The organism is Streptosporangium sp. NPDC000239 (assembly GCF_040300765.1).
Taxonomy (GTDB): Bacteria; Actinomycetota; Actinomycetes; order Streptosporangiales; family Streptosporangiaceae; genus Streptosporangium.
In genome coordinates this window covers 1090646-1113781 of the sequence record NZ_JBEPEI010000001.1, presented here as the reverse complement: position 1 = coordinate 1113781, position 23136 = coordinate 1090646, and the positions used below count along the sequence as shown (strand labels likewise).

The following is a 23136-nucleotide window of genomic DNA, read 5'->3' as shown; positions in this document are numbered from 1 at the left end:
CATGCCCACCCTCCCCTCCCCCACCGGCGACACGCCCTCCTTTCCTCTCGGGGGAGGGGCCGCGACGGTCCTGACCTATCCGCCGGGTTCCCTGGTCCTGCTCGCGGGTCTCCCCGGCGCGGGCAAGAGCACTCTGCTCGACCGGCTGTACGGCCTCAGCGGCGACGAACGGGAGCCGGTCGCCGCCGGTGGTACCCGGGTGATCGACTCACGGCAGTCACGCAACTGGTGGGCCCGCTATCTCGGGCCGGTCCCACATCGGGCCCGCACTCCGCTCGTGCATGCCACACATGTGTGGCGGATCGCACGGGCGGTGCTCGGCGGGCACGACGTGGTCGCGCACACCCGGGGCACCTGGCCGCACATTCTGCACGGCTTCGCCTGGCTGGCCCGCAGGGCAGGCGGCGAGGTCCACCTCGTCCTGCTCGACGTCGACCCGGAGACGGCGCGGGCCGGGCAGCGCGCTCGGGGGCGCACGGTCACCGCGACGACCTTCGCCAGGCACCGCCGCCGCTGGCGGGACCTGGTCGGCCGGGCCCGGCGCGGCCCCCTGCCGCCCGCCGCGGGTGTGACCCTGCTGGACAGGCCGGCGGCGGACCGGGTCGGCGCGATCCGCTTCACCGGCCCGCGCCGGCCTCCCTCCCGGAGGGGAAACGCAGGTCGGCCAGGATCGGCCGGTGGTCGCTGACCGACCTGGGCAGCACCCGGCTGTCGAGCACCTCCAACCCCCGGGTGAGCACGTGGTCGAGGCGCACCAGGGGCAGCGTGGCCGGCCAGGTGAACTGCAGGCCGGAGCCCGCCCGCTCGGCCGCGGGTGAGAGCGTCTCGGTGAGCGCGCGCAGCTCCCGGTCGGTCGAGGCGGTGTTGAGGTCGCCGACGACGATGATCCGGGGGCTCGGATCGGCCCTGATCGCCGCGGCCAGCGCCTCGACCTGGGCGTTGCGCTCGGCGATGACCCACCGCTCCCCCGGGCGGAAGGACGCCAGGTGCACGGCGTAGAGGTTGACCCGGCCGTGCGGGGTACGGATGGTCGCCCACCGGGAGCGCGGCACCCCGGGCACCGACTTGGGCCTGCCCACGAAGGGATATCTGCTCCACACCGCGATGCCGGGGTTGTCGGGGAACCGGTAGGGCAGGCCGGGGTCGATCTCCGCGGCGAAGGCGGGATCGACCGTCCCGTTCATCAGGACCGGGTCGTCGTAGAGCTCGGCCGCCACCAGGATGTCGGGGCGCGCCGCGCGAAGAGCCCTCGCGGTCCCGGCGAGGTCGGGGTTGGCCATGTTGACGTTCTGGTGGACCACGCGCAGGTCCGGCTGCCCGGCCCGGACGACCGGCACGAACGCGGGCCCGAACATCACCCCCCACGTCACGGCCGGAACCAGCGCCCCCGCGGTGGCGAGCCGTGACCTCCTGGCGAGAGCGGCCACGGCCAGCAGCGGGACCACGAGACCGAACCACGGCAGGGCGCTGTCGAGCGTGTTGCCCCATCCCCGCCAGTTCGGCACCAGCTGGTGCCCGGCGAGGACGAGGGCGGTCAGTGTGCCCGCGGCCGCGACGAGCCCGCCCCGAAACCGCTGCGCCATGACGTTCCAGAGATCCCTTCGACGGCCGGGCCCGCGCGTACGGCCCCGCCGTGGGATCCGGGGCCGCGCGGAACGGTCCACGCCCCGGGTCCGCCGTACTCGGTGGCCGGGCGGACGACTCTACCGCCGTCCGCCCCTTTCCGCCCCGCCCGGCAGGACCAGGCGGAAAGGGGCGTCTCTTTCTGGCCTACCGGACGGGTACCGGGCGTGGACGGCTCCCGTCCGTCACGCCCGGCGCGACCCCGGCCGCGAGCATGACCCCGGACACGGCCGGCGGCCGCGACAGGGCGGGGGAAGGCGGCTCCTCAGGACGGTCCCCCGTGACCGGCCCTCGCAACGCCCTGCCCGGCGGCGGCACCGTCCTGTCCGGCGGAGGCGCGAAGGAGGGGCGGCGTTCCCCCGGCCGCCCTGCCTGCCCGTCGCCGTGCTCGCCGCTGTGATCGCCTCCGCGCTCGCCTCCGTACCCGCCGCCGTACTCACCGTCCTGTCCGCCGTCCAGCTCGACGTAACGCAGCATCACCCCACGCGCGACGGTCGCGGGGTTGTCCACCCCGTAGACGGCGTAGAGCCGCCGTCCCGTCCGCCGCGACAGGTGTCCGGCCCACCAGCGGTAGACCGTTCCGTCCGTCCAGACCACCAGGTCTCCGTGCACGGAGACCAGCGCCAGACCGTAACCCCCGTGGACGTCACCCTTGACTCCCCGACTGGCCAGCTCGTCATTGAGCAGACCTGCGGCACGCACGGCGGGCGTCCAGGCGGATGTGCCGTGGACGATCGTCACCACCGTCCACCTCCTCTCGGTAATCGATGCAAGCGATTCTTCGTTTCCACTTCCCAGAGTGAACAGGAGTGATTACTTTCTGTAGATGTTCGACTACGAAGAGGTACATGCACCTCGGTTCGGGTCGGCTGTAGGTTCCACCCCGACCCCTGTAGGACCCAGAAAGACGGGAGCCCCCCATGCCCGCCCCCAAAGAGCTGGACCCCAGCACGAGCGTCAGCGCTTACTGGGGTTCCGAGCTGCGCAGGTTGCGCGAGGCGATGGGCTGGAGCCAGCAGGAGCTGGCCAGACGGACCTCGTACTCCACCTCACTGGTCGGCTTGATCGAGACCGCCGCACGTGCTCCCACCAGGAAGTTCGCACAGAGATGCGATGAGGTCCTGGAGACCGGCGGCACCCTCGTCAAGCTCTGGCCGCTGATCGGCAGGGAGTCCTCCCCCGCGTGGGTGCGCTCGCTGTTCGAGCTGGAGTGGGAGGCAAGGACGCTGCGTAACTATCAGCTGTCGGTGGTTCCCGGGTTGCTACAGACCGAGGACTACGCACGGGCGCTGACCCGGGCGGGAAGGCCGTTCGACACCGAGAAGGAGGTTGAGGAGATGATTACTGTGCGTATGCAACGCCAGCGACTGCTCGACCGGCCGGACCCGCCGATCCTCTTCGTCCTGCTGGACGAAGCCGTGCTGACCCGCCCCATCGGTGGCGGCGCGGTCATGCGCGCGCAGTTGCAACACCTTCTGGATGCCACGATGCGACCGCGGATCACCATCCAGGTGATCCCCTTCGACGTGGGCGCCTATGCCGGGCTCGCAGGGCCCATCTTGGTCCTGTCCTTCAAAGGCGCCCCCGACATCGTGTACATGGAGAACGCGGAAGCCGCACAGCTTCTGATCGATCCAGCGCGGGTCGACCCTCTATCGGCCCAGTTCGACGCCCTGCGCTCATATGCCCTACCCCAGGCCGCATCGGCGGCCTTCATCGAGAAAAGGATGCATTCATGGACCTGACCGGCGCACAGTGGCGCAAGAGCAGCCGTAGCAACGGAAACGGCGGCGAGTGCGTGGAGGTGGCCGACAACCTCCCCGGCGTCATCGCGGTTCGCGACAGCAAGAACCCCGATGGCCCGGCTCTGCTGTTCAGCCCCCAGGTTTGGGCCGACTTCCTGACGCGTGTCAAGACCGGCGTGGTCTGACACAGGTCCGTGAGGCCCCCGCTCCGGCGGGGGCCTCGTGCTTTTTCGCTCCCGTTTTTGGGGTTTCTTGACCGGCTGCTCCCCGAGGGGCTCGTGCCCGCGGTGCTAGCTTTCTCATGATCGAGAACCTGAACGGGGGCTTTTCGAAAAGGACGCCGAACGTGGGTTTCACGCAGTACTCGACCCGGTTTCGCCGCGTTTCCCGAGAGATCATTTCCGGAAAAATCCGGATAATGTGCCGCCGGCCGGTTCCCGTTCCCCACCGTTCCACGCGGAACGACGGGCCGCCGTGGCCCGGCCACCTCTGAGAGCGCGGAGGCGAGACGCGTGCGCAGATTCCTGCCGTTGCTCGGCTGCCTGACGGCGGGCGGCGTCCTGCTGGCCCTGTTCGGCCCCGGTGATCCGGCACCCGGTCCCGGAACACCGCCCGGAGCCTCGACCGGACCTGACGGGTCCTCCGCCGGAGGCTCACGGACCTCCCGGACGCGGACCGACCCCGTCGCGGACGCGCGCGCCCGCCTGCGTGAGCATCCCGCCGACGCGCGGGCCTGGACGGCGCTCGGCGACGCCCATCTCGACGCGGCGGGGCGCACCGGCGACCCGGCCCACTACGCCCTGGCGCGCTCGGCCTTCAGGTACTCGCTGAGCCTGTCCCCCGAGGCCGACGCGATGATCGGCATGGGGGTGATCGCCAACGTCAGGCACGACCACGGCGCCGCCCGTGCTTGGGGAACACGGGCCCGCAGGACCGCGCCGCGCCGCTGGCCGCTGTACACGGTGCTGGCCGACGCCTACACCGGGCTCGGCCGGTACGACAGGGCGGACCTCGCCCTGAGGCGGATGCTCGGCGGCACCCCGGACGTGGCCTCGCTCACCCGGGCCGCCGACCTGCTGCGGCTGCGCGGTGAGAGCGGGCGGGCCAGGGCCGTGCTCCGCAGGGCCGGGTTCGCGGCCTCCTCCCCCGCGGAGCTGGCGTGCCAGGCCCACGGGCTCGGCGAGCTCGAATGGAGTCTGGGACGGCCGCGGCGGGCCGTACGCGCCTACGGGAGGGCGCTCGCCGCCGACCCCGAGCACGCCCCCTCGTACGCGGGACGGGCCAGGGCGGAGGCGGCGCTCGGCTGGACCGGCGCGGCGATCCGCGACTACGGCGCCGCGGCGGCCCGCGACCCCGGCTACACGGCCGACCTCGGCGAGCTGTACGAGTACCTCGGGCGGCCGGAGCGGGCCGCGCGGCAGTACGCCCTGTTCACCTCCCACGGCCTGGCGAGGGTGGACGCGCTGAGGGCGGGACGGTTCGAGGCCGACCACGGCGACCCCGCCTCCGCCGTACGGCGCCTGCGGGCCGAGTGGAACGGGCACGGCGGCGCGGACGTCGCCGACGCCCTGGCGTGGGCGCTGCACCGGGCCGGCCACGACGCCGAGGCGGCCGGGTACGCCGCCCGTGCCGAACCCCCCGGCTCCCGGAACGCGCAGGCCGCCTACCACCGGGGCGAGATCGCGCGTGCCCTCGGCGACACGGCCGCCGCCCGCGCCCACCTGGCCAGGGCGTTGCGGATCAACCCCTACTTCTCCCTCGACGGCGCGCCCCGGGCCAGGCAGGCGCTGATCGACCTGCCCAGGACGCCGCCCCCTCCCCCGCCCGCGCCCTCTCCCAGGCCGTCGTCCAAGCCGTCGTCCAAGCCGTCGCCCTCCGGGGCTCCCGCCCCGTCCGCCGCGCCGCGGAGGTCACAGCGGTAGGACGCCACCGGGTTTGAGGGCCTTCATGGCGATCTGGGAGGTCAGCTTGTCGAGGCCGGGCAGTTTGCCGAGCCGTTCGAGGCACAGCTGGCTGTAGGCCTCCATGTCGGGCACCGCGATCCGCAGCACGTAGTCGGGGCGGCCGAACATGCGCAGGCACTCGACCACGTCCTCGATCTCCAGGACCGCGGCCTCGAAGGCGGTGACGGTCTCCGCGTCCTGGCCCTCAAGCTCCACGTACGCCAGAACCTGGAAGCCGCGCCCGACGGCCGCCGGGTCGATGACGGCCCGGTAACCGCTGATCACCCCCGACTCCTCAAGGTTGCGGACCCGGCGCAGACAGGGCGAGGGAGTGAGCCTCACCCGCTCGGCGAGTTCGAGGTTGCTGAGCCTGCCCTCCACCTGGAGAAGGCCGATGATTGCGCGATCTGTGGCATCCATGGCATCGGATGCTATCCACTCAGCAGTGGACAATAAATATTGACATCATATTTCGGACAGCCTGACATAACCTTGCGGCAACCAAAGTGCACCACGGCAAGACGGGACCACCGATCATGACGATCTCCGCCGAAACCCGCGCAACGGCTCCCGACGACCGATACGCCCTCGAAGAGGGCCAGGTGTTCATGACCGGCACGCAGGCCCTGGTCCGCGTGATCCTCGACCAGATGCGCGCCGACCGCGCGGCCGGTCTCGAAACCGGCGCCATGGTCTCCGGCTACCCCGGTTCCCCCCTCGGGGGCTTCGACCTCGAACTCTCCCGCTCGCGGCGGCACGCCGAGCCCCTGGACGTCGTGCACCGTCCCGGCCAGAACGAGGAGCTCGGCGCCACGGCCGTCTGGGGCAGCCAGCTCGTCCCCGGCCTGCCCCGGCCGCGCAAGGCCGGCGTCCTCGGCGTCTGGTACGGCAAGGCCCCCGGTGTCGACCGCGCCGCCGACGCGCTGCGGCACGGCAACTTCGTCGGCGCCCACCCCGACGGCGGCCTGATCGCCCTGTGCGGGGACGACCCGATCTGCAAGTCCTCCACGCTCCCCTCGGCGACGGAGAGCACGCTGGCCTCCTTCGGCATGCCGATCGTCCATCCGGGAAGCGTCCAGGAGTTGCTCGACCTCGGCCGCCACGCCATCGCCGCCTCCCGGGCCAGCGGCCTGTGGGTTGCCGTCAAGACGGTGACCGACGTCGTCGACGCCAGCGGCACGGTCGAGGTGGGACCCGGCCGTGTGGTCCCGGTCACGCCCGTCGTCGAGTACCAGGGCAGGCCGTACCGGCACACGCCCGACGCGACCCTGCTCACGCCGTGGTCACTGGAGATGGAGCGGACCCTCACCGGCCCGCGCCTCGACCTGGCCCGTGCCTACGCCAGGGAGAACGGCCTCAACCGCGTCACCGTCGACCCCCGGGACGCCTGGCTCGGCGTCGTCGCCTCCGGCACCGCCTACTACGACGTGTGCGAGGCCTTCCGCAGGCTGGGCGTCGACCCGGCGGAGCTCGGCGTCCGCGTCCTCAAGATAGGCATGATCTGGCCGCTCGAACCGGAGATCGTCAGGACCTTCGCCAGGGGGCTCAAGGAGATCCTCGTCGTCGAGGAGAAGGACCCGCTGCTTGAGGGCCTGGTCAAGGACGTCCTGTACGGCACCGCCGACGCCCCCCGCGTGCTGGGCAAGCTCGACGAGAACGGCGCCCCGCTGATCCCGAGGAGCGGCGGCGTCGACGCCGACCTGGCGGCGAAGGCGCTGGCCTTCCGGCTGCGCAGGGCCGGACTCGACCCGGCGGCCGGCGACCGGGTCGACAGGGGGCTGGCGGTGATCTCCCGTCCGGCGCCGCTGAAGCTGCTCGGCCCGCAGCGCACCCCCTTCTTCTGTTCCGGCTGCCCGCACAACCGCTCGACCGCGGTGCCCGACGGCGCCCCCGTCGGCGCGGGGATCGGCTGCCACACGATGATCGTGATCAACCGCGAGGGCAAGGGCACGCTGACCGGCCTGACCCAGATGGGCGGCGAGGGGGCGCAGTGGATCGGGCAGGCGCCCTTCACCGACACCCCGCACATCTTCCAGAACCTGGGAGACGGCACCTTCCACCACTCGGGCTCGCTGGCCGTACGGGCGGCCGTCGGCGCGGGGGTCAACATCACCTACAAGCTGCTCTACAACAGCGCGGTCGCGATGACCGGCGGGCAGACGATCACCCCGTCGCTCGCGGTGGCCGACCTGACCCGCTGGCTGGAGACCGAGGGCGTGCGCAGGGTGATCGTCACGACCGACGAGCCCGAGCGTTACCGGGGGGTCAGGCTCTCCCGGATCGCCGAGGTCCGCGACCGGAGCGCGCTCGAACAGGCGCAGCGGGAGCTGGCCTCGATCCCCGGCGTGACCGTGCTGGTCCACGACCAGCAGTGCGCGGCGGAGAAGCGGCGGCTGCGCAAACGGGGCGAGCTGCCCGACCCGGTCAGGCGGGTGGCCATCAACCAGCGGGTGTGCGAGGGCTGCGGCGACTGCGGGCAGAAGTCGGAGTGCCTGTCCGTGCTCCCGGTCGAGACGGAGTTCGGCCGCAAGACCGAGATCCACCAGTCCTCGTGCAACAAGGACTACTCGTGCGTCGAGGGCGACTGCCCGTCCTTCGTGACCGTCGTGCCCGGCAAGGACACCCGGCGGCGCCGGGCCGTACCCGTGCCGCCCGCGCTGCCCGCGCCCGAGCCGCGCGCCGGGGAGACGACGATCAGGCTGGTCGGCATCGGCGGGACCGGAGTGGTCTCCGTGGCGCAGATGCTCGGCACCGCGGCGATGCTGGACGGCAAGCGCTCACGCGGGCTCGACCAGACCGGCCTGGCCCAGAAGGGCGGCACCGTCGTCTCCGACGTCCGGATCTTCGAGGACGGCGAGGACCGCTCCGCGCGGGCGGGCACCGGCGCGGTCGACGCCTACCTGGCGCTCGACCTGCTCGGCGCAACCGACCCCAAGCACCTGAGCGCCGCCGACCCCGGGCGGACCGTCGCGGTGGTCTCGACCAGCCTGGTCCCCACCGGTTCCATGGTCGTCGACCCGTCCAGGCACGTCACCGAACTCGGCTCACCGATCGGCGCGCTCGAGTCGCGCACCAGGAGCGAACTGAACGTCTACCTCGACGCCGAGGACCTGGCCCAGGCGCTGTTCGGCGACCACATGCCGGCCAACACGATCGTGGTCGGCGCGGCCTGGCAGCGCGGGCTCATCCCGCTGAGCCTGGAGTCGATCGAGCGGGCCGTACGGCAGAGCGGGGGCAAGACCGCCGACCTGACGCTCGCCGCCTTCCACTGGGGCAGGGCCGTCGTCGCCGCCCCCGAGGCCGTCGCCGAGGCGGCCCGCCCGCCCGCGCCGCCCGCCTCCCGTCCCGACCCGGAGCTCGCCCGGCTCGTCGGCTCGATCGCCGAGCCCGGCACCGAACTGCACCGCCTTCTGACGGTCAGGGTGCCCGACCTGGCCGCCTACCAGAACCCGCGCTACGCGGCCGGTTACGCCGAGGCGGTGCGCGCGGTCAAGGCCGAGGAGGAGAAGGCCTCCAGGGGGACCTCCGGGGACTCGCTGCCGATCACCGAGGCCTACGCACGTCACCTGCACCGGCTCATGGCCTACAAGGACGAGTACGAGGTCGCCAGACTGCACCTCGACCCGGCCGAGCGGGCCAGGATCGCCGCCGAGTTCGGGCCGGGTGCGAAGATCTCCTACAACCTGCACCCGCCGGTGCTGCGTGCCATGGGCATGAACCGCAAGATCCGCCTCGGCACCTGGTTCGACCCCGCCTTCCGCCTGCTGTACGGCATGCGCGGGCTGCGCGGCACCCGGCTGGACCCGTTCGGCATGGCCGGGGTGCGCAGGACCGAGCGGGCGCTGGTCGTGGAGTACACCCGCGACGTGCGGCGGGCCCTGTCCCACCTGACCCCCGAGACCGCGGCGACGGTTCTGGAACTGGCCGAACTGCCGGACGTCGTGCGCGGTTACGAGCACGTCAAGATGCGCAACGTGGCCGCCTACCGGGCCTCCGCCGCCTCCCTTCTCGGCCGCCTTTCCGGCGGCCGCAGGCCCGGCTCCCCCGAACGGGGCTGAGCCGGGGCCGCGAGACCCTCCGCACCGGTCAACGGCGCCCGGTGCGGAGAGGCGGCCCGCATCCGGCGGGTCTAACGGTTCACCAGCGGGCCGGAGCCGGTCGAGCGGCGTACGACCAGCTCGGGCTGGAAGACCAGTTCGACGTTCCTGCCCCGGGTGCCGCTGATCTCCTCGATGAGGGCCGCGACGGCGGCCGCGGCCATCGCGGCGACGGGCTTGCGGACGGTGGTCAGCGGCGGGTCGGTGAAGGCGATCAGCGGCGAGTCGTCGAAGCCGACCACCGAGACGTCCTCGGGCACGGACAGCCCCCGTTCCCGGCAGGCCCTGATCACGCCGAGCGCCATCAGGTCGGAGGCGCAGACGATCCCGGTGCAACCCTGTTCGAGCAGCCGGACCGCGGCGGCCTGGCCGCCCTCGACGGAGAACAGCGAGTGCGAGATCAGCTCGTCGGTCTCGTCCGCGCCGAGCAGGTGCGCCATCGCCTGGCGGTAACCCTCGATCTTGCGGATCACCGGCACGTACCGGCGCGGCCCGAGGGCCATGCCGATCCGCTCGTGCCCGAGGTCCACCAGGTGCTGCACGGCCAGCCACGCCGCCGCCCTGTCGTCGGGGGAGATGAAGGGGGCCTCGATCCGGTCGCTGTAGCCGTCCAGCAGCACGATCGGCAGGCCCCGGCCGACCAGTCGGGTGTAGCGCTCGACGTCGGCGGTGGTGTCGGCGTGCAGCCCGGAGACGAAGACGATGCCGCTGGCCCCCCGCTCCGTCAGCATCTCGGTGAACTCGTCCTCGGGGGCGCCGCCGGGAAGCTGGGTGCACAGCACCGGGGTGTAGCCGTGCTGGGTCAGCTCTCTTCCGAGAGCCTGGGCGAACGCGGGGAAGATCGGGTTGTCCAGCTCGGGGATCACCAGGCCGACCACCCCGTTGCTGCTCCCGCGCGGGCGCTGCGGGCGCTCGTAGCCGAGCACGTCCAGCGCGGCCAGCACCGCCTGCCTGGTCGTGACCGCCACACCCGGCCTGCCGTTGAGCACCCGGCTGACCGTGGCCTCGCTCACTCCCGCCCGCGCCGCGATGTCGGCCAGTCTGACGCCCGCGCCGTCGAGGCGGGGCCGGGGGACCCGCGGGAGTTCGCCGTCCATCACAAGCACCCCACCATGCGGCCGAGCGGGGCGCAAGCCAGACGGCATCCGGCCCCCGTGAAAGGGTTCGCACAACTTTTCGCAAACTGTAACATTCAGCGACCGTCATCACGATCAGCACCTGAACCCTTGTCGTCGCGACATCGGCCACCCGGAGCCGGGCTCCGGAAGTGGCCCGAAGGCAAGCGATTTCTAACCACATCTATGGACACACAGGTGAATGTCGCGATGTACTACCTCATCAATCACACGGCTGGATCCGGGCAGCGGAGTCCGGGAGGAACGAGCGCGCATGAGTACCGTCGTCCTCGACAATGTGACCAAGGTCTACCCCGGCGGGTACCTCGCGGTTGACCGCATCAACCTGCGCGCCGAGAACGGGGAGTTCCTTGTCCTGCTGGGGCCCTCGGGATGCGGTAAGTCCACGCTGCTACGGATGATCGCCGGGCTTGAGGAGGTCACCTCGGGCGACCTGTGGCTCGGCGGCACCCTCGCCAACGACCTGCCGCCGCGTGAGCGTGACGTCGCCATGGTCTTCCAGAACGGCGCGCTCTACCCGCACCGCACCGTGCGGGGCAACATGGCCTTCCCCCTGGAGATCGCCAAGGCCGACCCCGCCCTGGTGCGCGAGCGGGTGACCGAGCTGTCGAAGGCGCTGCACATCGACGAGACCCTCGACCGCCGTCCTGGAACGCTCTCCGGTGGCCAGCGCCAGCGTGTCGCGATGGGCAGGGCGATCGTCCGCCAGCCCTCGCTGTTCCTGATGGACGAGCCGCTGTCCAACCTCGACGCGGGCATGCGCACCGAGATGCGCATGGAGATCTCCTCGCTGGTCCGTTCCCTCGGCGTGACCACCATCTACGTCACCCACGACCAGGTCGAGGCCCTGACCCTGGCCGACCGCATCGCCATCATGAACCGCGGCGTGCTCCAGGACCTGGGCACCCCGGGACAGGTCTACAACGACCCGGCGACCGCCTTCACCGCGGCCTTCCTCAGCTCCCAGCAGCTCAACCTGCTGTCGGCCGTGGTCAAGACCCCGCAGAACCAGTTCATCATGCTGGACTTCGGGCCACACCAGATCACCATTCCTTGGACCGATCCCAGGGCGTACGTGATCTCCCAGCACGTCGGCCGTCAGATCATCGTCGGCCTGCGTCCCGACTGCCTCGCCCCGGTGCCGGAGACGTTCGAGGGCCCGGTCTTCTTCGGCCGGGTCAGGGCGCTTGAGTACCACGGCCACGAGTGGCTCGCCTACGTCGAGAGCGGCATCCAGTCCGTCGCCGTCCCCGAGCCGCCCGACCCGCGCCACAACGCCCACGCGATGGCCGCCTCCGGTGGCCGTGCGATGGCGGCCATCCGCAGGCTGCTGCCCGGCCGGTCCGCACAGGCCGAGACCGAGTACGGAAACGAGCAGGCGAGCGGGACCCATCGCAGGGCCGACCTCATCGTCCGGCTCGGCGCTCGTCCCGTCTGGCGGGCGGGGGAGCCCGCCAGGGTCGGCGTGGACGCCAGCCGGTTGATGCTCTTCACCGTGGACGGCTCGCGCATCGACCCGCCCCGTCGCTGAGCGGGACCGGACGCGCCCTGGGCGGACCCGGGGGCCCCGGATCACGGCAAGGCCCGGATGAACGGCCTCAGACGCCCTGAGGGGTCTGCGGCGCGGTGCTGCGGCCGATGATGGAGACGATCTCCACGACACGGACCGCGCGGTCCAGCTCGGCGCGGTGGAACGGAGGTCCCTCCGTACGTGCGAGGACCAGATGGAGTCCCGCGCCGGGGACGGGCACGCTCATGAAGCGGTGACGTCCCCCGGTGAGCGCGCAGGGGCGCAGGGCGGTGAGGTCGGCCGATCCGATCCCGGACAGGCCTCCCCGTTCGTCGAGGGACTCCGGCGCCTGCCAGCTTCGGTGGACGAGTTCGCCGCTCTCGGAGGAGACGACGACCGCCCACTCGGCGCTCACCAGGTCCGGGATGGCGTCGACCAGGGTGGCGAAGGCCCGCCCCGGCTCCGCGACGACGTGCCTGAGCAGGTCGTAGTCGGGGGACGTCCCGGGGATCTCCCTGGTCCGCCAGACGGCCTCGACACGGATGCCCGGCACGGCGGAGAGCCGGTCCCTGACACCCTCCGGGCCGAACGGTCCCGGCCAGGAGACGGTGAAGTCGTCGACGACCCGCCCCGCCTCACGTTCCAGCACCGTCACCTGGAGGATGTCGGCGCCCAGCGTGCCGAGCACCCGGGCCACCTGGCCCAGGGCCCCCGGCCTGTCGGGAAAGGACACCCGCAGTCGCAACATCATCGTCGATCCCCCCTCTCCGAACACAGGGTGTCCTAGACAGGTTTCACGGATGTTCCGGGGAGATGTCCAAGATAAGACCTTAAATCCGAAAAATTCGGAAAGCTTAGTGCTGGTAGGCGCCCGCGTCGGGAACCACCGAAGGGGCCTTCCCCGCCAGGTCACGGGCCTGGGAGGCGCCGCCGTACCAGGCAGGGTTGAGTTTGAGGCCCCGGCCGAGGGCCGGGGAGCCCGGCTTCAGGCGCAGGTCGTTCCCACCCCTGAAGCGCGGATCGGCGACGACGGACCGCGAGCCGAGCTTGAACCCGCGGGACCTGCCCCGGTAGACGCTGCCGCCCTCGTCGGCCCCCGCACCGTCCTCGTAGCCCATCTGGCCGCCGACCACGATGACGTTGTTGCGCAGTTTGAGGATGGCCGGGGAGCAGCCGTCGTGACACGACCAGCCGATGGTGTCGCGGGCGGGGAGGTACACCGAGTTCTGCACCGCCACCGTGCCGAGCACCGGCCCGACCACATGACCGGCGCCCCGGGTGATCAGGAAGGAGCCGCGTTTGCGTGAGGAGGTCACCACGTTGAAGGCGAACACGTTCCCGGTCGCGGTCCTGCCCTTGCGCGCGCCCAGCTCCGCGAAGGTCTCGTTGTCGCGGGCGATGTTCCTGACCACCCGGTTGCGGTCGCCGTTGAACACCTCGACCGCGGCGCCGTCGGTGCCGTAGTCCTGGCTGGCGGCGTAGCTGCCGGTGATGACGTTGTCGGAGACCAGGTTGTCGTCGCCGTTGAGCAGCACACCGAAGGCGCCGGAGTCGTTGTCACCGCCGTTGTCGTTGACGCTCATGCGGTCGTTGCGGGTCAGCACGCTGTTCCTCAGGACGTTGCGCGCTCCGACGAGGTTGACGCCGCTGGCGTTGCGGTCGGCCAGGACGCCGTCGAGCTCGTTGTCGTCTCCGGTCACCTCGAAGCCCGCCCACTGGCAGCCGCTCGCGCGCACCCCGGTCACCCGCAGGTGGGAGCCGCCGAGCACCACGCAGCTCTCCGTGCCCTCGCCGCCGACCTTCGGCGCCGAGCCCGTGCCGTACGGCTCGACCACGACGGGCCGCGCCGCGGTGCCCTTCGCGCGAAGCCGCAGCGGTCCCTGCCACACTCCGCCGCGACTGAGCCGCACCACGTCGCCGGGGCGCAACCTGGCGTCGTTGACCCTGCCCAGGGAACGCCACGCCTTCTCCGGCGAGGTGCCCGCGGCCGCGTCGTCGCCCTTCTCGGAGTCGACGTAGTAGACGCCGCCCGCCCGCGCCTGGGCGGGGCCGGGGACCGCGACGAGGAGACCGCTCACGGTGAACACCGCGAGAGCGGGAACGGTCCACCGCGGAATGATCGACTCCATGTAGGCACGTCCCATCGCTGAGTGACGGTCAGCGGAGATCCTGGCACAGGGAGCCCCCGCCGGACCATCGGGGGCGGCAGGCACCCAGCGAACCGTTACAACTCTTTCACCGGCGTTGAGGTGGGCATTGCCCGGCGAACGGCGCTCTCACGCGCCTTCGCGCTCCCACCAGACAGCGGAGTCGGGGGCGAGCCGCGCCAGGCCGCCCTCGATTACCGGCTCCTCGCTGGCCAGCAGGACACGTCCCGGCGCGGGCAGTTCGACCGGCTCACCGGTCAGGTTGACCGTGCAGGCGAACCCCTCGCCACGGGCGAAGGCCAGCGTCCCCTCCGGGGAGGGCAGCCACGCCAGAGCGTCCTCACCGAAGGAGCCCCGGGCGCGCCTGACCTCCAGGGCCCGCCGGTACAGGTTGAGCGTGGAGGAGGGGTCGGCCAGCTGCGACTCGACGCTGAGCGGCCCCCACGAAGCGGGTATCGGCAGCCAGGGGTCCTCGCCGCCCGGCAGGCCGAAGCCGAGGTGCGGCTCGGCCTCGTTCCACGGCAGGGGCACCCGGCAGCCGTCCCTGCCCGCCTCCGGGTCGCGCAGCCGCTGCGGGTCGTGCAGGAACTCCTCCGGCAGGTCGAGGACCTCGGGCAGGCCGAGCTCCTCCCCCTGGTAGACGTAGGCCGATCCGGGCAGGCCGAGCGTCAGCAGCGCCGCGGCGCGGGCCCTGCGCAGGCCCGTCCCGCCGCCGCCGTAGCGGGTGACGTGCCGTTTGACGTCGTGGTTGGACAGCACCCAGGTGGTCGGGGCGCCAACCGACCCGGCGGTGTCCAGAGACTCCTGGATCACCGCGCGGAAGGCCGCCGCCTCCCACGGGGTGCCCAGGAAGTGGAAGTTGAAGGCCTGGTGCAGCTCGTCGGGGCGGACGTAACGGGCCAGCCGTCCCGGGGAGGGCGCCCACGCCTCGGCGACGCCGATCCGCTCGCCGGGGTAGGAGTCCAGGAGCCTGCGCCAGGCCCGGTGGATGTCGTGGACGCCGTCCTGGTCGAAGAACGGCACCACGTCGGTGCCGATCATCCGGATCTGGTCGGGATGGCCGACGTCGGGCAGCCCCGGCGCCTTGACCATGCCGTGCGCCACGTCCACCCGGAAGCCGTCGACGCCCAGGTCGAGCCAGAAGCGCAGGACCGACTCGAACTCGGCGTGGACCTCGGGATTCTCCCAGTTCAGGTCGGGCTGCTCGGGGGCGAACAGGTGGAGGTACCACTCGCCGTCCGGCAGCCGGGTCCAGGCGCGCCCCCCGAAGATCGACTCCCAGTCGTTCGGCGGCAGCTCCCCGTTCTCGCCTCTGCCCTCGCGGAAGACGTAGCGCTCCCGCTCCGGGCTGCCCGGTCCCGCCTCAAGCGCCTCCCGGAACCAGGCGTGCCGGTCGGAGGTGTGGTTGGGCACGACGTCCACGATCACCCTCAGCCCGTACCGATGCGCCTCCTCGACGAGCGCGGCGGCGTCGGCCAGCGTCCCGAAGATCGGATCGACGTCCCGGTAGTCCGCCACGTCGTAGCCGAAGTCGGCCATCGGCGAGGTGTAGAACGGGGTCAGCCAGAGGGCGTCGACACCCAGGTCCGCGAGGTACGGCAGGCGCCCGCGCACCCCGAGCAGGTCACCGATCCCGTCCCCGTTGCCGTCGGCGAAGCTGCGCACGTAGACCTGGTAGATCACCGCGTCGCGCCACCAGCGGGTGGCCGTCCCGTCTGCTCCGCCGGGGCGGTGGGATTGGGCGAGTTCGGTCATGGGGGTCCCCCGATCAGACGACTGTCAGACCGTGACGCCCGGCGGGCCCACGGTATGGCGGTCCCCGCCGCGGCCGGGGACGGACCACCGGGCCGGGCAGGATACGCCGGACGTTACGCGGCGGTAAGCCGAAGCGAAAGAATTTGCCGCAACTTTCTGCAAACTTGTTACAGGAAGATGTCAAGACAGGGCCCGGAGCGCCCACCAGAAAAGTCACCATATATCCGTCTAGCTGCATGTTTCTCACTCCGGAGGCACCGAGGACTTCCGATGAAACCCCCGTAACCGCTTGCGTCACGGTCGCCTCGCGGGGAACGAGGAGGTCAGGAAAGCGTGCCCGTGAGGCGAGGAGACCGCGAACGTGAGCCAGGCAACGGAGCACGACGGCGCAGGGGGTGACATCGATCCCGGCCGGGCGTGGGCGCACTGGATCGACGGCGGGACGGTCGTCTGGGACCTGGACGGGGACCCGGCCGGGTTCGGCCACAGCCTGCTCCTGTCCGGCGAGGGCGGCATCGCCCGCACGGGCGGGGACCTGACCGGCGCCCTCGGGGTCATCCGCCTGTCCCCCGGCTCGCTCACCGCCGCGCAGCTGGCCGTACGGCCTCACCTGGCCGGGCGGACGGCCTTCACGGTCGATCCGCGTGACGCGGGCCTGGTCCCCTCGGCACTGCGCGGCCAGGTGGTCGCCGTGCGGCGGGACCCGGCGGGGGCGCCGCTGGCCGCGACCGGGGTGCAGATCGCCGGGGTGCTCGACGACCTCTACCGGGCGGCGGCCGACGCCGAGCTGGGCCCGGTCTGGGAGGACGGCGTCCCCAGGGTCTCGGTCTGGGCCCCGACCGCCGGGAGGGTACGGCTGGCGCTGTACGACACCCCCTCCGGGGCGGGCCGTACCGTGCGTCCGATGCGGCGCGACGACGGGACGGGCGTCTGGTCGGTCACCGGCGACCCGTCGTGGAGGGGGCGCTACTACACCTTCCTGGTCACGGTTTACGCCCCGGCCGCGGGAAAGGTCGTCGTCAACGAGGTCACCGACCCCTACGGCCTGTCGCTGTCGGCCGGCTCCACGCGCAGCCAGTTCGCCGACCTCGCCGACCCCGCCCTGGCCCCGGAGGGCTGGGCCGAACTGCGCAAGCCCCCCGTCACCCGGCACCGGCCGGTGATCCACGAACTGCACGTGCGCGACTTCTCCGCCGGCGACCCGTCGGTCCCCGAGGAGGAGCGGGGCACCTACGCCGCCTTCGCCCGGGACTCGGCGGGGACGGCGGAGCTGCGCTCCCTGGCCCGGGACGGCCTGACCCACGTGCACCTGCTGCCGGTCTTCGACTTCGCCACCGTCCCGGACCGCCGGTCCGAGCGGACCGAGCCGGACGGCGACCTGGCCTCGATGCCGCCGGACTCCGAGCTGCAGCAGGAACATGTGGCCCTGACCGCGGCGCGGGACTCCTACAACTGGGGCTACGACCCGCTGCACCACACGGTGCCCGAGGGTTCCTACGCCTCCGACCCCGACGGGACGGCACGGATCGTGGAGTTGCGGCGGATGGTCGCCGAACTGAACCGGATGGGGCTGCGGGTGGTCATGGACGTGGTCTACAACCACGCCTACGCCTGCGGTCAGCACCCCTCGGCCGTGCTCGACCGGCTCGTGCCCGGCTACTACCACCGGCTGCTCGACGACGGCACGGTCGCCACCTCGACCTGCTGCGCGAACACCGCCCCCGAGCACCTCATGATGGGCAGACTCGTCGTCGACTCCGTCGTCACCTGGGCCCGCGAGTACAAGGTGGACGGCTTCAGGTTCGACCTGATGGGCCATCACCCGAAGGCGAACCTCCTGGCGGTTCGCGAGGCCCTCGACCGGCTCACCCCCGGCGCCGACGGCGTGGACGGCGCCTCGGTCCTGCTGTACGGCGAGGGCTGGGACTTCGGCGAGGTCGCGGGCGGCGCCCGTTTCGAGCAGGCGACCCAGACCGCCATGGCGGGTACCGGGATCGCCACCTTCAGCGACCGGCTGCGGGACGCGGTGCGCGGCGGCGGCCCCTTCGACGCCGACCCGAGGGTGCGGGGCTTCGGTTCCGGCCTGGCGGGACCGCCCGACGACTCACCCGTGAACGGCACGCCCGAGCAGCGGCGGGGGCGGCTGCTGTACTACCAGGACCTGATCAAGGCGGGGCTCGCGGGCAACCTGCGCGACTACGCCTTCACCGCCTCGGACGGCAGGTGGACGCGGGCCTCGGAGATCGGCTACAACGGCTCCCCCGCCGGGTACACCGCCTCACCCGGCGAGGTCGTCACCTATGTGGACGCCCACGACAACGAGACGCTGTTCGACGCGCTGGCCTACAAGCTGCCCAGGTCGACGACGATGGCCGACCGGGTGCGGATGCAGACGCTCTCGCTGGCCACCGTACTGCTCGGGCAGGGCCTCGCGTTCGTGCACGCGGGCAGCGAACGGCTCCGCTCGAAGTCCTTCGACCGCAACTCCTACGACTCGGGCGACTGGTTCAACCGGCTGCTGTGGGACCCCGCGCTGGGCAACGGGTTCGGCGCGGGCCTCCCCCCGAGGGCGGGCAACGAGGCCAGGTGGGAGTACGCCAGGCCACTGCTGGCCGACCCCGCCCTCAGGCCGGGCCGCGCGGCGATCCGCTCGGCCAGGGCGAGGTACGGCGAGTTGCTGAGGATCCGCGCCTCGTCCCCCGCCTTCGCGCTCGGCTCCCTCGACGAGGTGCAGGCGCGCCTGTCCTTCCCCGCCGCCGGGCCGCGGGAGATCCCCGGCGTGGTGACCATGCATCTGGACTCCGACGGCCTCGACCCGCACCGGACGTCGCTGACGGTCGTCTTCAACGCGACACCGGGGACCGTGACGCAGGCCGTCGCGGCGCTGGCGGGCGCCCGGGTGGAACTGCACCCCGTCCAGGCAGGCGGCGGCGACCCCGTCGTCCGGAGGTCCGGCTTCGACCCCGCGACCGGCACGCTGAGCGTCCCCGCCCGCACGGTCGCCGTCTTCGTACGGCCCGCGCCCTGAGAGGGGTCACCAGGCCGGGGAGGCGTCCCCGCTCATCAGCCTGGCCAGCCCCGGGTAGTCGGCGACGACGCCGTCCCCGTCGAGGGTGAGGTCGGCGCCGAAGCCCTCTCCCTCGAAGCGCACCCGGCCCTGTGCCAGGTGGACGTAGCGCTGCGGGTGACGGGTCACGTGCAGGTGGGGCACCCCGACCCAGGCGGTGACGAGGTCGATCCGCCCGTCGTTGGCGTCGAGGCCGTGGCGCAGGATCGGCATGGTGTTGGTCAGCGGAGACAGCGCGAGGTCGCAGTCGAGCGCGTCGCCCAGGGCGTTCACGTCGCCGCCCGGGGACGGCCCGCCCAGGTTCCCCTCCTCCTTGGTCTCGCAGGACCAGGCTCCGTGCACGGAGCGGCGCAGGTCGAGCGCCCGGTGCCAGCCCGCTCCGTGGACCCGCACCGACAGCAGTTCGGTGACGTATCCGGTCAAGGTGCGCAGGGTGTACTCAAGGCGGTAGGGCACGGGGTCGGTGCCGATCGCCACCCCGACCGCCGTCAGCTCCGCCCCGAGGTCCACCTCGGCGTACTCGGCGCCCCCGTCCTTCATCCACACCAGCCCGCGCATCCGCCGTCCCCTCTCCCCCGGATGTCCCCGACCCCTGCGGAACGGCCGTACCCCGGCAGGCCATGACGAACCATTACGTCACGGCGCGCCGCCGCCCGGCACTTCCGGTGATCGCGAAGTTTCGCCAGGATTGGTCCCGTGAACCGCACAGCCGCACGCCTCGGAGTCCTCCTGCTCGCCGGAGCGGCCGTGGCGGCCGTGCTCCTGGCGCTGCTGACCCCCTTCTCCTCCGGCGGGACACCGCGTGGCCCGGAGATGTCCCCGCTCGGCTCCGGGCCGGGAAGCGTCCACGTCAACCGGCTGAGCGAGCGCGACCACGAGCTCACGATCCGCTCGGCCGCGCTGGGACGCGAGGGCATGGTCCGGGTGCTGCTGCCCGGCGGGTGGCGCCCCGGATCGGGGCCGTGGCCGGTGCTGTACCTGCTCAACGGGTGCTGCCAGTCCGAGTACGACGCGTGGACGACCCAGGGGGAGGCGGCCAGGCTCACCTCGGCCTATCCGGTGATCGTGGTCATCCCCGAGGGGGGCCAGGTGGGCTTCTACTCGGACTGGCGGGAGGGCCCCGCCTGGGAGACCTTCCACCTCACCGAGGTCCGCCGCGTCCTGGAGCGCGACTACGGCGCCGGGGACCGCAGGGCGGTGGCGGGGCTGTCCATGGGCGGGCTCGGCGCGATGTCCTACGCGGCCCGTCACCCGGGGATGTTCCGGGCGGCGGCCTCCTTCTCCGGTGTGCTGAACACCCTCGACGGCAACAACGGCGTCGACTGGCTGCTCAACGAGTACGGCGAGGACTCCGCCGACCTGTGGGGCGGCCACCGCGACCCCGCCTGGGCCGCGCACAACCCGGCCGACCTGACCGCCGGGCTGCGCGGGGTGCGGCTCTTCGTCTCCTGCGGAGACGGCACACCCGGGTCTCTCGACCCGCTGGGCACCGCCCCCGACCGCGGGGAGGCCACTCTGCTGCGTCAGGCGCAGACCTTCGTCAACCGGGCCCAGGCGAACGGCGCGCGGGTCGTGACCGACTTCTACGGCCCCGGAACCCACAGCTGGCCGTACTGGCGGCAGAGCCTGGAACGGGCGCTGCCCATGCTCATGGACTCCATCGGCGCGAGCGCCTGACCGCGCACGGCGACACATCCGGTATGCCCCACACTGCCCTCCGTGTTGGAGCCCCCGGCTCTCCGGAAAGTTAAGACGACCGACTCTGGGCGTTCAGCTCAGTCACCCCTGTCCGGTCACCCCCGTGACTAGCGTTCCTAAAACGCCCCAGCTCAGGGGCATTTGCCGCATGTCACGAGGAGCAACCTTGCGAGTCCTGGCCGTTGTCCCCGCCCGTGGAGGATCAGCGGGCGTCCCGCTGAAGAACCTGGCCGCGGTCGGCGGCACTCCCCTGGTCGCCCGCGCGGTCAAGGCCTGCCTGCGGGCCGAACTGATCGACGAGGTGGTGGTCAGCACCGACCACAGGGGGATCGCCGAGGCGGCCCGTGAGGCGGGGGCGACCGTGATCGAACGCCCCGAGGAGCTGAGCGGCGCGACCGCCTCAAGCGAGTCGGCCGTCCTGCACGTCCTCGACCACCTGTCCGACGTGCCGGACGTGGTCGTCCTGGTGCAGTGCACCAGCGCGTTCATCGACCCGGCCGACCTGGACGGCGCGATCGTCAAGGTCCTCGACGGCACCGCGGACGTGGTGTTCTCCGGGCTGGAGACGCACGAGTTCCTGTGGAGCTCGGCGGGCGCGGGCATCAACCACGACCCCGCGCACCGGCCGCGCCGCCAGGACCGCGAGCCCGACTACCGCGAGACCGGCGCCTTCTACGTGATGCGCACCGAGGGCCTGCGCGAGCACGGTCACCGCTTCTTCGGCGCCGTCTCCGTGCAGCCCGTCCCCGCCAGGCACGCCCTGGAGATCGACTCTCCCGAGGACCTGGAGATCGTCAGGGCCCTCGCGCCGTTCGTCGACCTGCCCGAGCCCATCGACGTGGACGCGGTGATCACCGACTTCGACGGCGTGCACACCGACGACCGCGCCTACGTGGACCAGGACGGCCACGAGACGGTCGCGGTCAGCCGCTCCGACGGCATGGGCATCTCCCTGCTGCGCAGGGCGGGCGTCAAGCTGATGATCATGTCGACCGAGCAGAACCCGGTGGTCACCGCCCGTGCCCGCAAGCTCGGCGTGCCCGTCCTGCAGGGGCTGACCGACAAGCGGACCGTGCTGCGCGACTGGCTGGCCATCGAGGGCATCGACCCCTCCCGCGTCGCCTACGTCGGCAACGACGTCAACGACCTCGGCCCGATGGGCGACGTCGGCTGGCCCGTCGCGGTCCCCGACGCCCACCCCAAGGTCCGCGCCGCGGCCAGGACCGTGCTGACCAGGCCCGGCGGGGCCGGAGCCGTACGGGAACTGTGCGACCGCGTCCTGGCCGCGCGCCCCGCGACGGAGACGGCCGTGACCCCCGCCCCCAGGACCGAGCTGCGGCTCTCCCCGGTCGCCAAGCCGGTCCAGATCGGCGACGCGCTGGTCGGCTCGGGCCAGCCGGTCTACGTGATCGGCGAGATCGGCATCAACCACAACGGCGACATCGACATCGCGCGCAGGCTCATCGACGTGGCCGCCGAGGCGGGCTGCCAGGCGGTCAAGTTCCAGAAGCGCACCCCGGAGATCTGCGTGCCGCTTGAGCAGCGCGACCAGATCCGGCAGACGCCGTGGGGCGAGATGACCTACATGGAGTACAAGGTCAGGACCGAGTTCGGTCTCGACGAGTACACCGAGATCGCCAGGTACTGCCAGGAGCGCGGCCTGCACTGGTTCGCCTCGCCGTGGGACGTGCCCTCGGTCGAGTTCCTCGAGGCCATGGACGTCGTCACGCACAAGGTCGCCTCGGCCAGCGTCACCGACGTGGAGCTGCTGCAGGCCCTGGCCGCGACCGGCAAGCCGATCATCCTCTCGACCGGCATGTCCACCCTTGAGGAGATCGACAGGGCGGTGGAGATCCTCGGCACCTCCAAGCTGGTGCTGATGCACGCGACCTCCACCTACCCCCTGCCGCCCGAGGAGGCCAACCTCCGCACGATCGTCACCCTCCAGGAGCGCTACGGCGTGCCCGTCGGCTACTCCGGCCACGAGCGCGGCCTGCAGATCTCCCTGGCCGCGGTGACGCTGGGCGCGGTGACCGTCGAGCGGCACATCACGCTGGACCGCACCATGTGGGGCTCCGACCACGCCGCCTCGCTCGAACCCTCGGGCCTGGAGCACCTGGTCCGTGACATCCGCATCATCGAGACCGCCCTCGGCGACGGCGTCAAGCGCGTCTTCCCCGGCGAGGAGGCCCCGAAGGCCCGGCTGCGGAGGGTGCGGGTCTGAACTGTGTTCCTTTGCTCCGCCTGGCGGCGTCGCGGGCTTGGGCGCCCCGAGTCGGTGCTTTCCCTCGTCACTCCGTCGCTGCGCTCCTGCGTTCCTCAGTCCAAGCACCGACGCGCCCAAGCCGAAACTCCTCACGCTTGGGGCCGGTAAAGCACAAGATCAAAAACCTCACGTGTAGGGCTTGGGAAGTC

The 23136-nt window shown here is 72.0% G+C and carries 17 protein-coding genes; 9 read left to right on the top strand and 8 right to left on the bottom strand.

All coding sequences use genetic code 11. The features are described from left to right. Position 1: 1 nt before the first annotated feature. Positions 2-688 (top strand): AAA family ATPase, encoded by a 687-nt coding sequence (locus tag ABT340_RS05100; RefSeq protein WP_352009352.1) that lies wholly within the window; start codon positions 2-4, stop codon positions 686-688. Here ABT340_RS05100 and ABT340_RS05095 read toward each other — a convergent pair. After that, positions 618-1583: an endonuclease/exonuclease/phosphatase family protein gene (locus ABT340_RS05095; RefSeq protein ID WP_352009351.1), complete on the bottom strand. Its 966-nt coding sequence runs from the start codon at positions 1581-1583 to the stop codon at positions 618-620. The genes ABT340_RS05100 and ABT340_RS05095 overlap by 71 nt on opposite strands. Before the next feature lie 187 nt (positions 1584-1770). Next, the gene (locus ABT340_RS05090) at positions 1771-2367 is read right to left on the bottom strand and encodes a hypothetical protein (protein ID WP_352009350.1); all 597 of its coding nucleotides are present in this window, start codon (positions 2365-2367) and stop codon (positions 1771-1773) included. Between the two features lie 176 nt (positions 2368-2543). On the opposite strand from ABT340_RS05090, the gene ABT340_RS05085 reads away from it, so the two are divergent. From ABT340_RS05085 to ABT340_RS05075, 3 genes are all read left to right on the top strand, one after another. Beyond that, positions 2544-3368: a helix-turn-helix domain-containing protein gene (locus tag ABT340_RS05085; protein ID WP_352009349.1), complete on the top strand. Its 825-nt coding sequence runs from the start codon at positions 2544-2546 to the stop codon at positions 3366-3368. Further along, a complete protein-coding gene (locus ABT340_RS05080) occupies positions 3359-3553 on the top strand; it encodes a DUF397 domain-containing protein (protein ID WP_352009348.1) in 195 nt (64 codons plus the stop codon). The genes ABT340_RS05085 and ABT340_RS05080 overlap by 10 nt, the downstream gene beginning before the upstream one ends. Positions 3554-3880: 327 nt before the next feature. Continuing rightward, positions 3881-5290, top strand: coding sequence for a tetratricopeptide repeat protein (locus ABT340_RS05075; protein ID WP_352009347.1), 1410 nt, complete (start codon positions 3881-3883; stop codon positions 5288-5290). Here ABT340_RS05075 and ABT340_RS05070 read toward each other — a convergent pair. Then, the gene (locus tag ABT340_RS05070; RefSeq protein WP_352009346.1) at positions 5279-5731 is read right to left on the bottom strand and encodes an Lrp/AsnC family transcriptional regulator; all 453 of its coding nucleotides are present in this window, start codon (positions 5729-5731) and stop codon (positions 5279-5281) included. The two genes, ABT340_RS05075 and ABT340_RS05070, sit on opposite strands and share 12 nt — an antisense overlap. 116 nt (positions 5732-5847) lie before the next feature. On the opposite strand from ABT340_RS05070, the gene ABT340_RS05065 reads away from it, so the two are divergent. Beyond that, positions 5848-9369, top strand: a complete 3522-nt coding sequence (locus ABT340_RS05065; RefSeq protein WP_352009345.1) for an indolepyruvate ferredoxin oxidoreductase family protein — start codon at positions 5848-5850, stop codon at positions 9367-9369. Positions 9370-9440: 71 nt separating this feature from the next. On the opposite strand, the gene ABT340_RS05060 is transcribed toward ABT340_RS05065, so the two are convergent. Beyond that, positions 9441-10505, bottom strand: a complete 1065-nt coding sequence (locus tag ABT340_RS05060; RefSeq protein ID WP_352009344.1) for a LacI family DNA-binding transcriptional regulator — start codon at positions 10503-10505, stop codon at positions 9441-9443. Positions 10506-10797: 292 nt separating this feature from the next. Between ABT340_RS05060 and ABT340_RS05055 the strand changes: the two genes are divergently transcribed. Continuing rightward, complete coding sequence (locus ABT340_RS05055) at positions 10798-12075, top strand: ABC transporter ATP-binding protein (protein WP_352009343.1); 1278 nt, start codon at positions 10798-10800, stop codon at positions 12073-12075. 67 nt (positions 12076-12142) lie between these two features. On the opposite strand, the gene ABT340_RS05050 is transcribed toward ABT340_RS05055, so the two are convergent. The 3 genes from ABT340_RS05050 to ABT340_RS05040 form a co-directional block, all read right to left on the bottom strand. Continuing rightward, positions 12143-12805, bottom strand: a complete 663-nt coding sequence (locus tag ABT340_RS05050) for an ACT domain-containing protein (RefSeq protein ID WP_352009342.1) — start codon at positions 12803-12805, stop codon at positions 12143-12145. A 103-nt stretch (positions 12806-12908) separates the two neighbouring features. After that, the gene (locus ABT340_RS05045) at positions 12909-14183 is read right to left on the bottom strand and encodes a right-handed parallel beta-helix repeat-containing protein (RefSeq protein ID WP_352009341.1); all 1275 of its coding nucleotides are present in this window, start codon (positions 14181-14183) and stop codon (positions 12909-12911) included. A gap of 147 nt (positions 14184-14330) precedes the next feature. Continuing rightward, positions 14331-15956: a glycoside hydrolase family 13 protein gene (locus ABT340_RS05040; RefSeq protein ID WP_352009340.1), complete on the bottom strand. Its 1626-nt coding sequence runs from the start codon at positions 15954-15956 to the stop codon at positions 14331-14333. Between the two features lie 361 nt (positions 15957-16317). Here ABT340_RS05040 and pulA point away from each other — a divergent pair, with 361 nt between their 5' ends. Beyond that, positions 16318-18984: a pullulanase-type alpha-1,6-glucosidase gene (gene pulA, locus ABT340_RS05035; protein WP_352009339.1), complete on the top strand. Its 2667-nt coding sequence runs from the start codon at positions 16318-16320 to the stop codon at positions 18982-18984. Between the two features lie 6 nt (positions 18985-18990). Here the strand turns inward: pulA and ABT340_RS05030 are convergent, their stop codons facing one another. Beyond that, positions 18991-19581, bottom strand: coding sequence for a putative glycolipid-binding domain-containing protein (locus tag ABT340_RS05030; protein WP_352009338.1), 591 nt, complete (start codon positions 19579-19581; stop codon positions 18991-18993). Positions 19582-19719: 138 nt separating this feature from the next. Here ABT340_RS05030 and ABT340_RS05025 point away from each other — a divergent pair, with 138 nt between their 5' ends. Continuing rightward, positions 19720-20700: an alpha/beta hydrolase gene (locus tag ABT340_RS05025; RefSeq protein WP_352009337.1), complete on the top strand. Its 981-nt coding sequence runs from the start codon at positions 19720-19722 to the stop codon at positions 20698-20700. Between the two features lie 187 nt (positions 20701-20887). Next, positions 20888-22945, top strand: coding sequence for an N-acetylneuraminate synthase family protein (locus ABT340_RS05020; protein ID WP_352009336.1), 2058 nt, complete (start codon positions 20888-20890; stop codon positions 22943-22945). Positions 22946-23136: the final 191 nt, after the last annotated feature.

What these genes read in the sequence shown, in the direction of transcription:
- ABT340_RS05100 (WP_352009352.1), top strand. Translation starts at nt 2, where the DNA reads ATGCCCACCCTCCCCTCCCCCACCGGCGACACGCCCTCCTTTCCTCTC.
- ABT340_RS05095 (WP_352009351.1), bottom strand. Translation starts at nt 1,583, where the DNA reads ATGGCGCAGCGGTTTCGGGGCGGGCTCGTCGCGGCCGCGGGCACACTG.
- ABT340_RS05085 (WP_352009349.1), top strand. Translation starts at nt 2,544, where the DNA reads ATGCCCGCCCCCAAAGAGCTGGACCCCAGCACGAGCGTCAGCGCTTAC.
- ABT340_RS05080 (WP_352009348.1), top strand. Translation starts at nt 3,359, where the DNA reads ATGGACCTGACCGGCGCACAGTGGCGCAAGAGCAGCCGTAGCAACGGA.
- ABT340_RS05070 (WP_352009346.1), bottom strand. Translation starts at nt 5,731, where the DNA reads ATGGATGCCACAGATCGCGCAATCATCGGCCTTCTCCAGGTGGAGGGC.
- ABT340_RS05065 (WP_352009345.1), top strand. Translation starts at nt 5,848, where the DNA reads ATGACGATCTCCGCCGAAACCCGCGCAACGGCTCCCGACGACCGATAC.
- ABT340_RS05060 (WP_352009344.1), bottom strand. Translation starts at nt 10,505, where the DNA reads ATGGACGGCGAACTCCCGCGGGTCCCCCGGCCCCGCCTCGACGGCGCG.
- ABT340_RS05055 (WP_352009343.1), top strand. Translation starts at nt 10,798, where the DNA reads ATGAGTACCGTCGTCCTCGACAATGTGACCAAGGTCTACCCCGGCGGG.
- ABT340_RS05050 (WP_352009342.1), bottom strand. Translation starts at nt 12,805, where the DNA reads ATGATGTTGCGACTGCGGGTGTCCTTTCCCGACAGGCCGGGGGCCCTG.
- ABT340_RS05045 (WP_352009341.1), bottom strand. Translation starts at nt 14,183, where the DNA reads ATGGAGTCGATCATTCCGCGGTGGACCGTTCCCGCTCTCGCGGTGTTC.
- ABT340_RS05040 (WP_352009340.1), bottom strand. Translation starts at nt 15,956, where the DNA reads ATGACCGAACTCGCCCAATCCCACCGCCCCGGCGGAGCAGACGGGACG.
- ABT340_RS05030 (WP_352009338.1), bottom strand. Translation starts at nt 19,581, where the DNA reads ATGCGCGGGCTGGTGTGGATGAAGGACGGGGGCGCCGAGTACGCCGAG.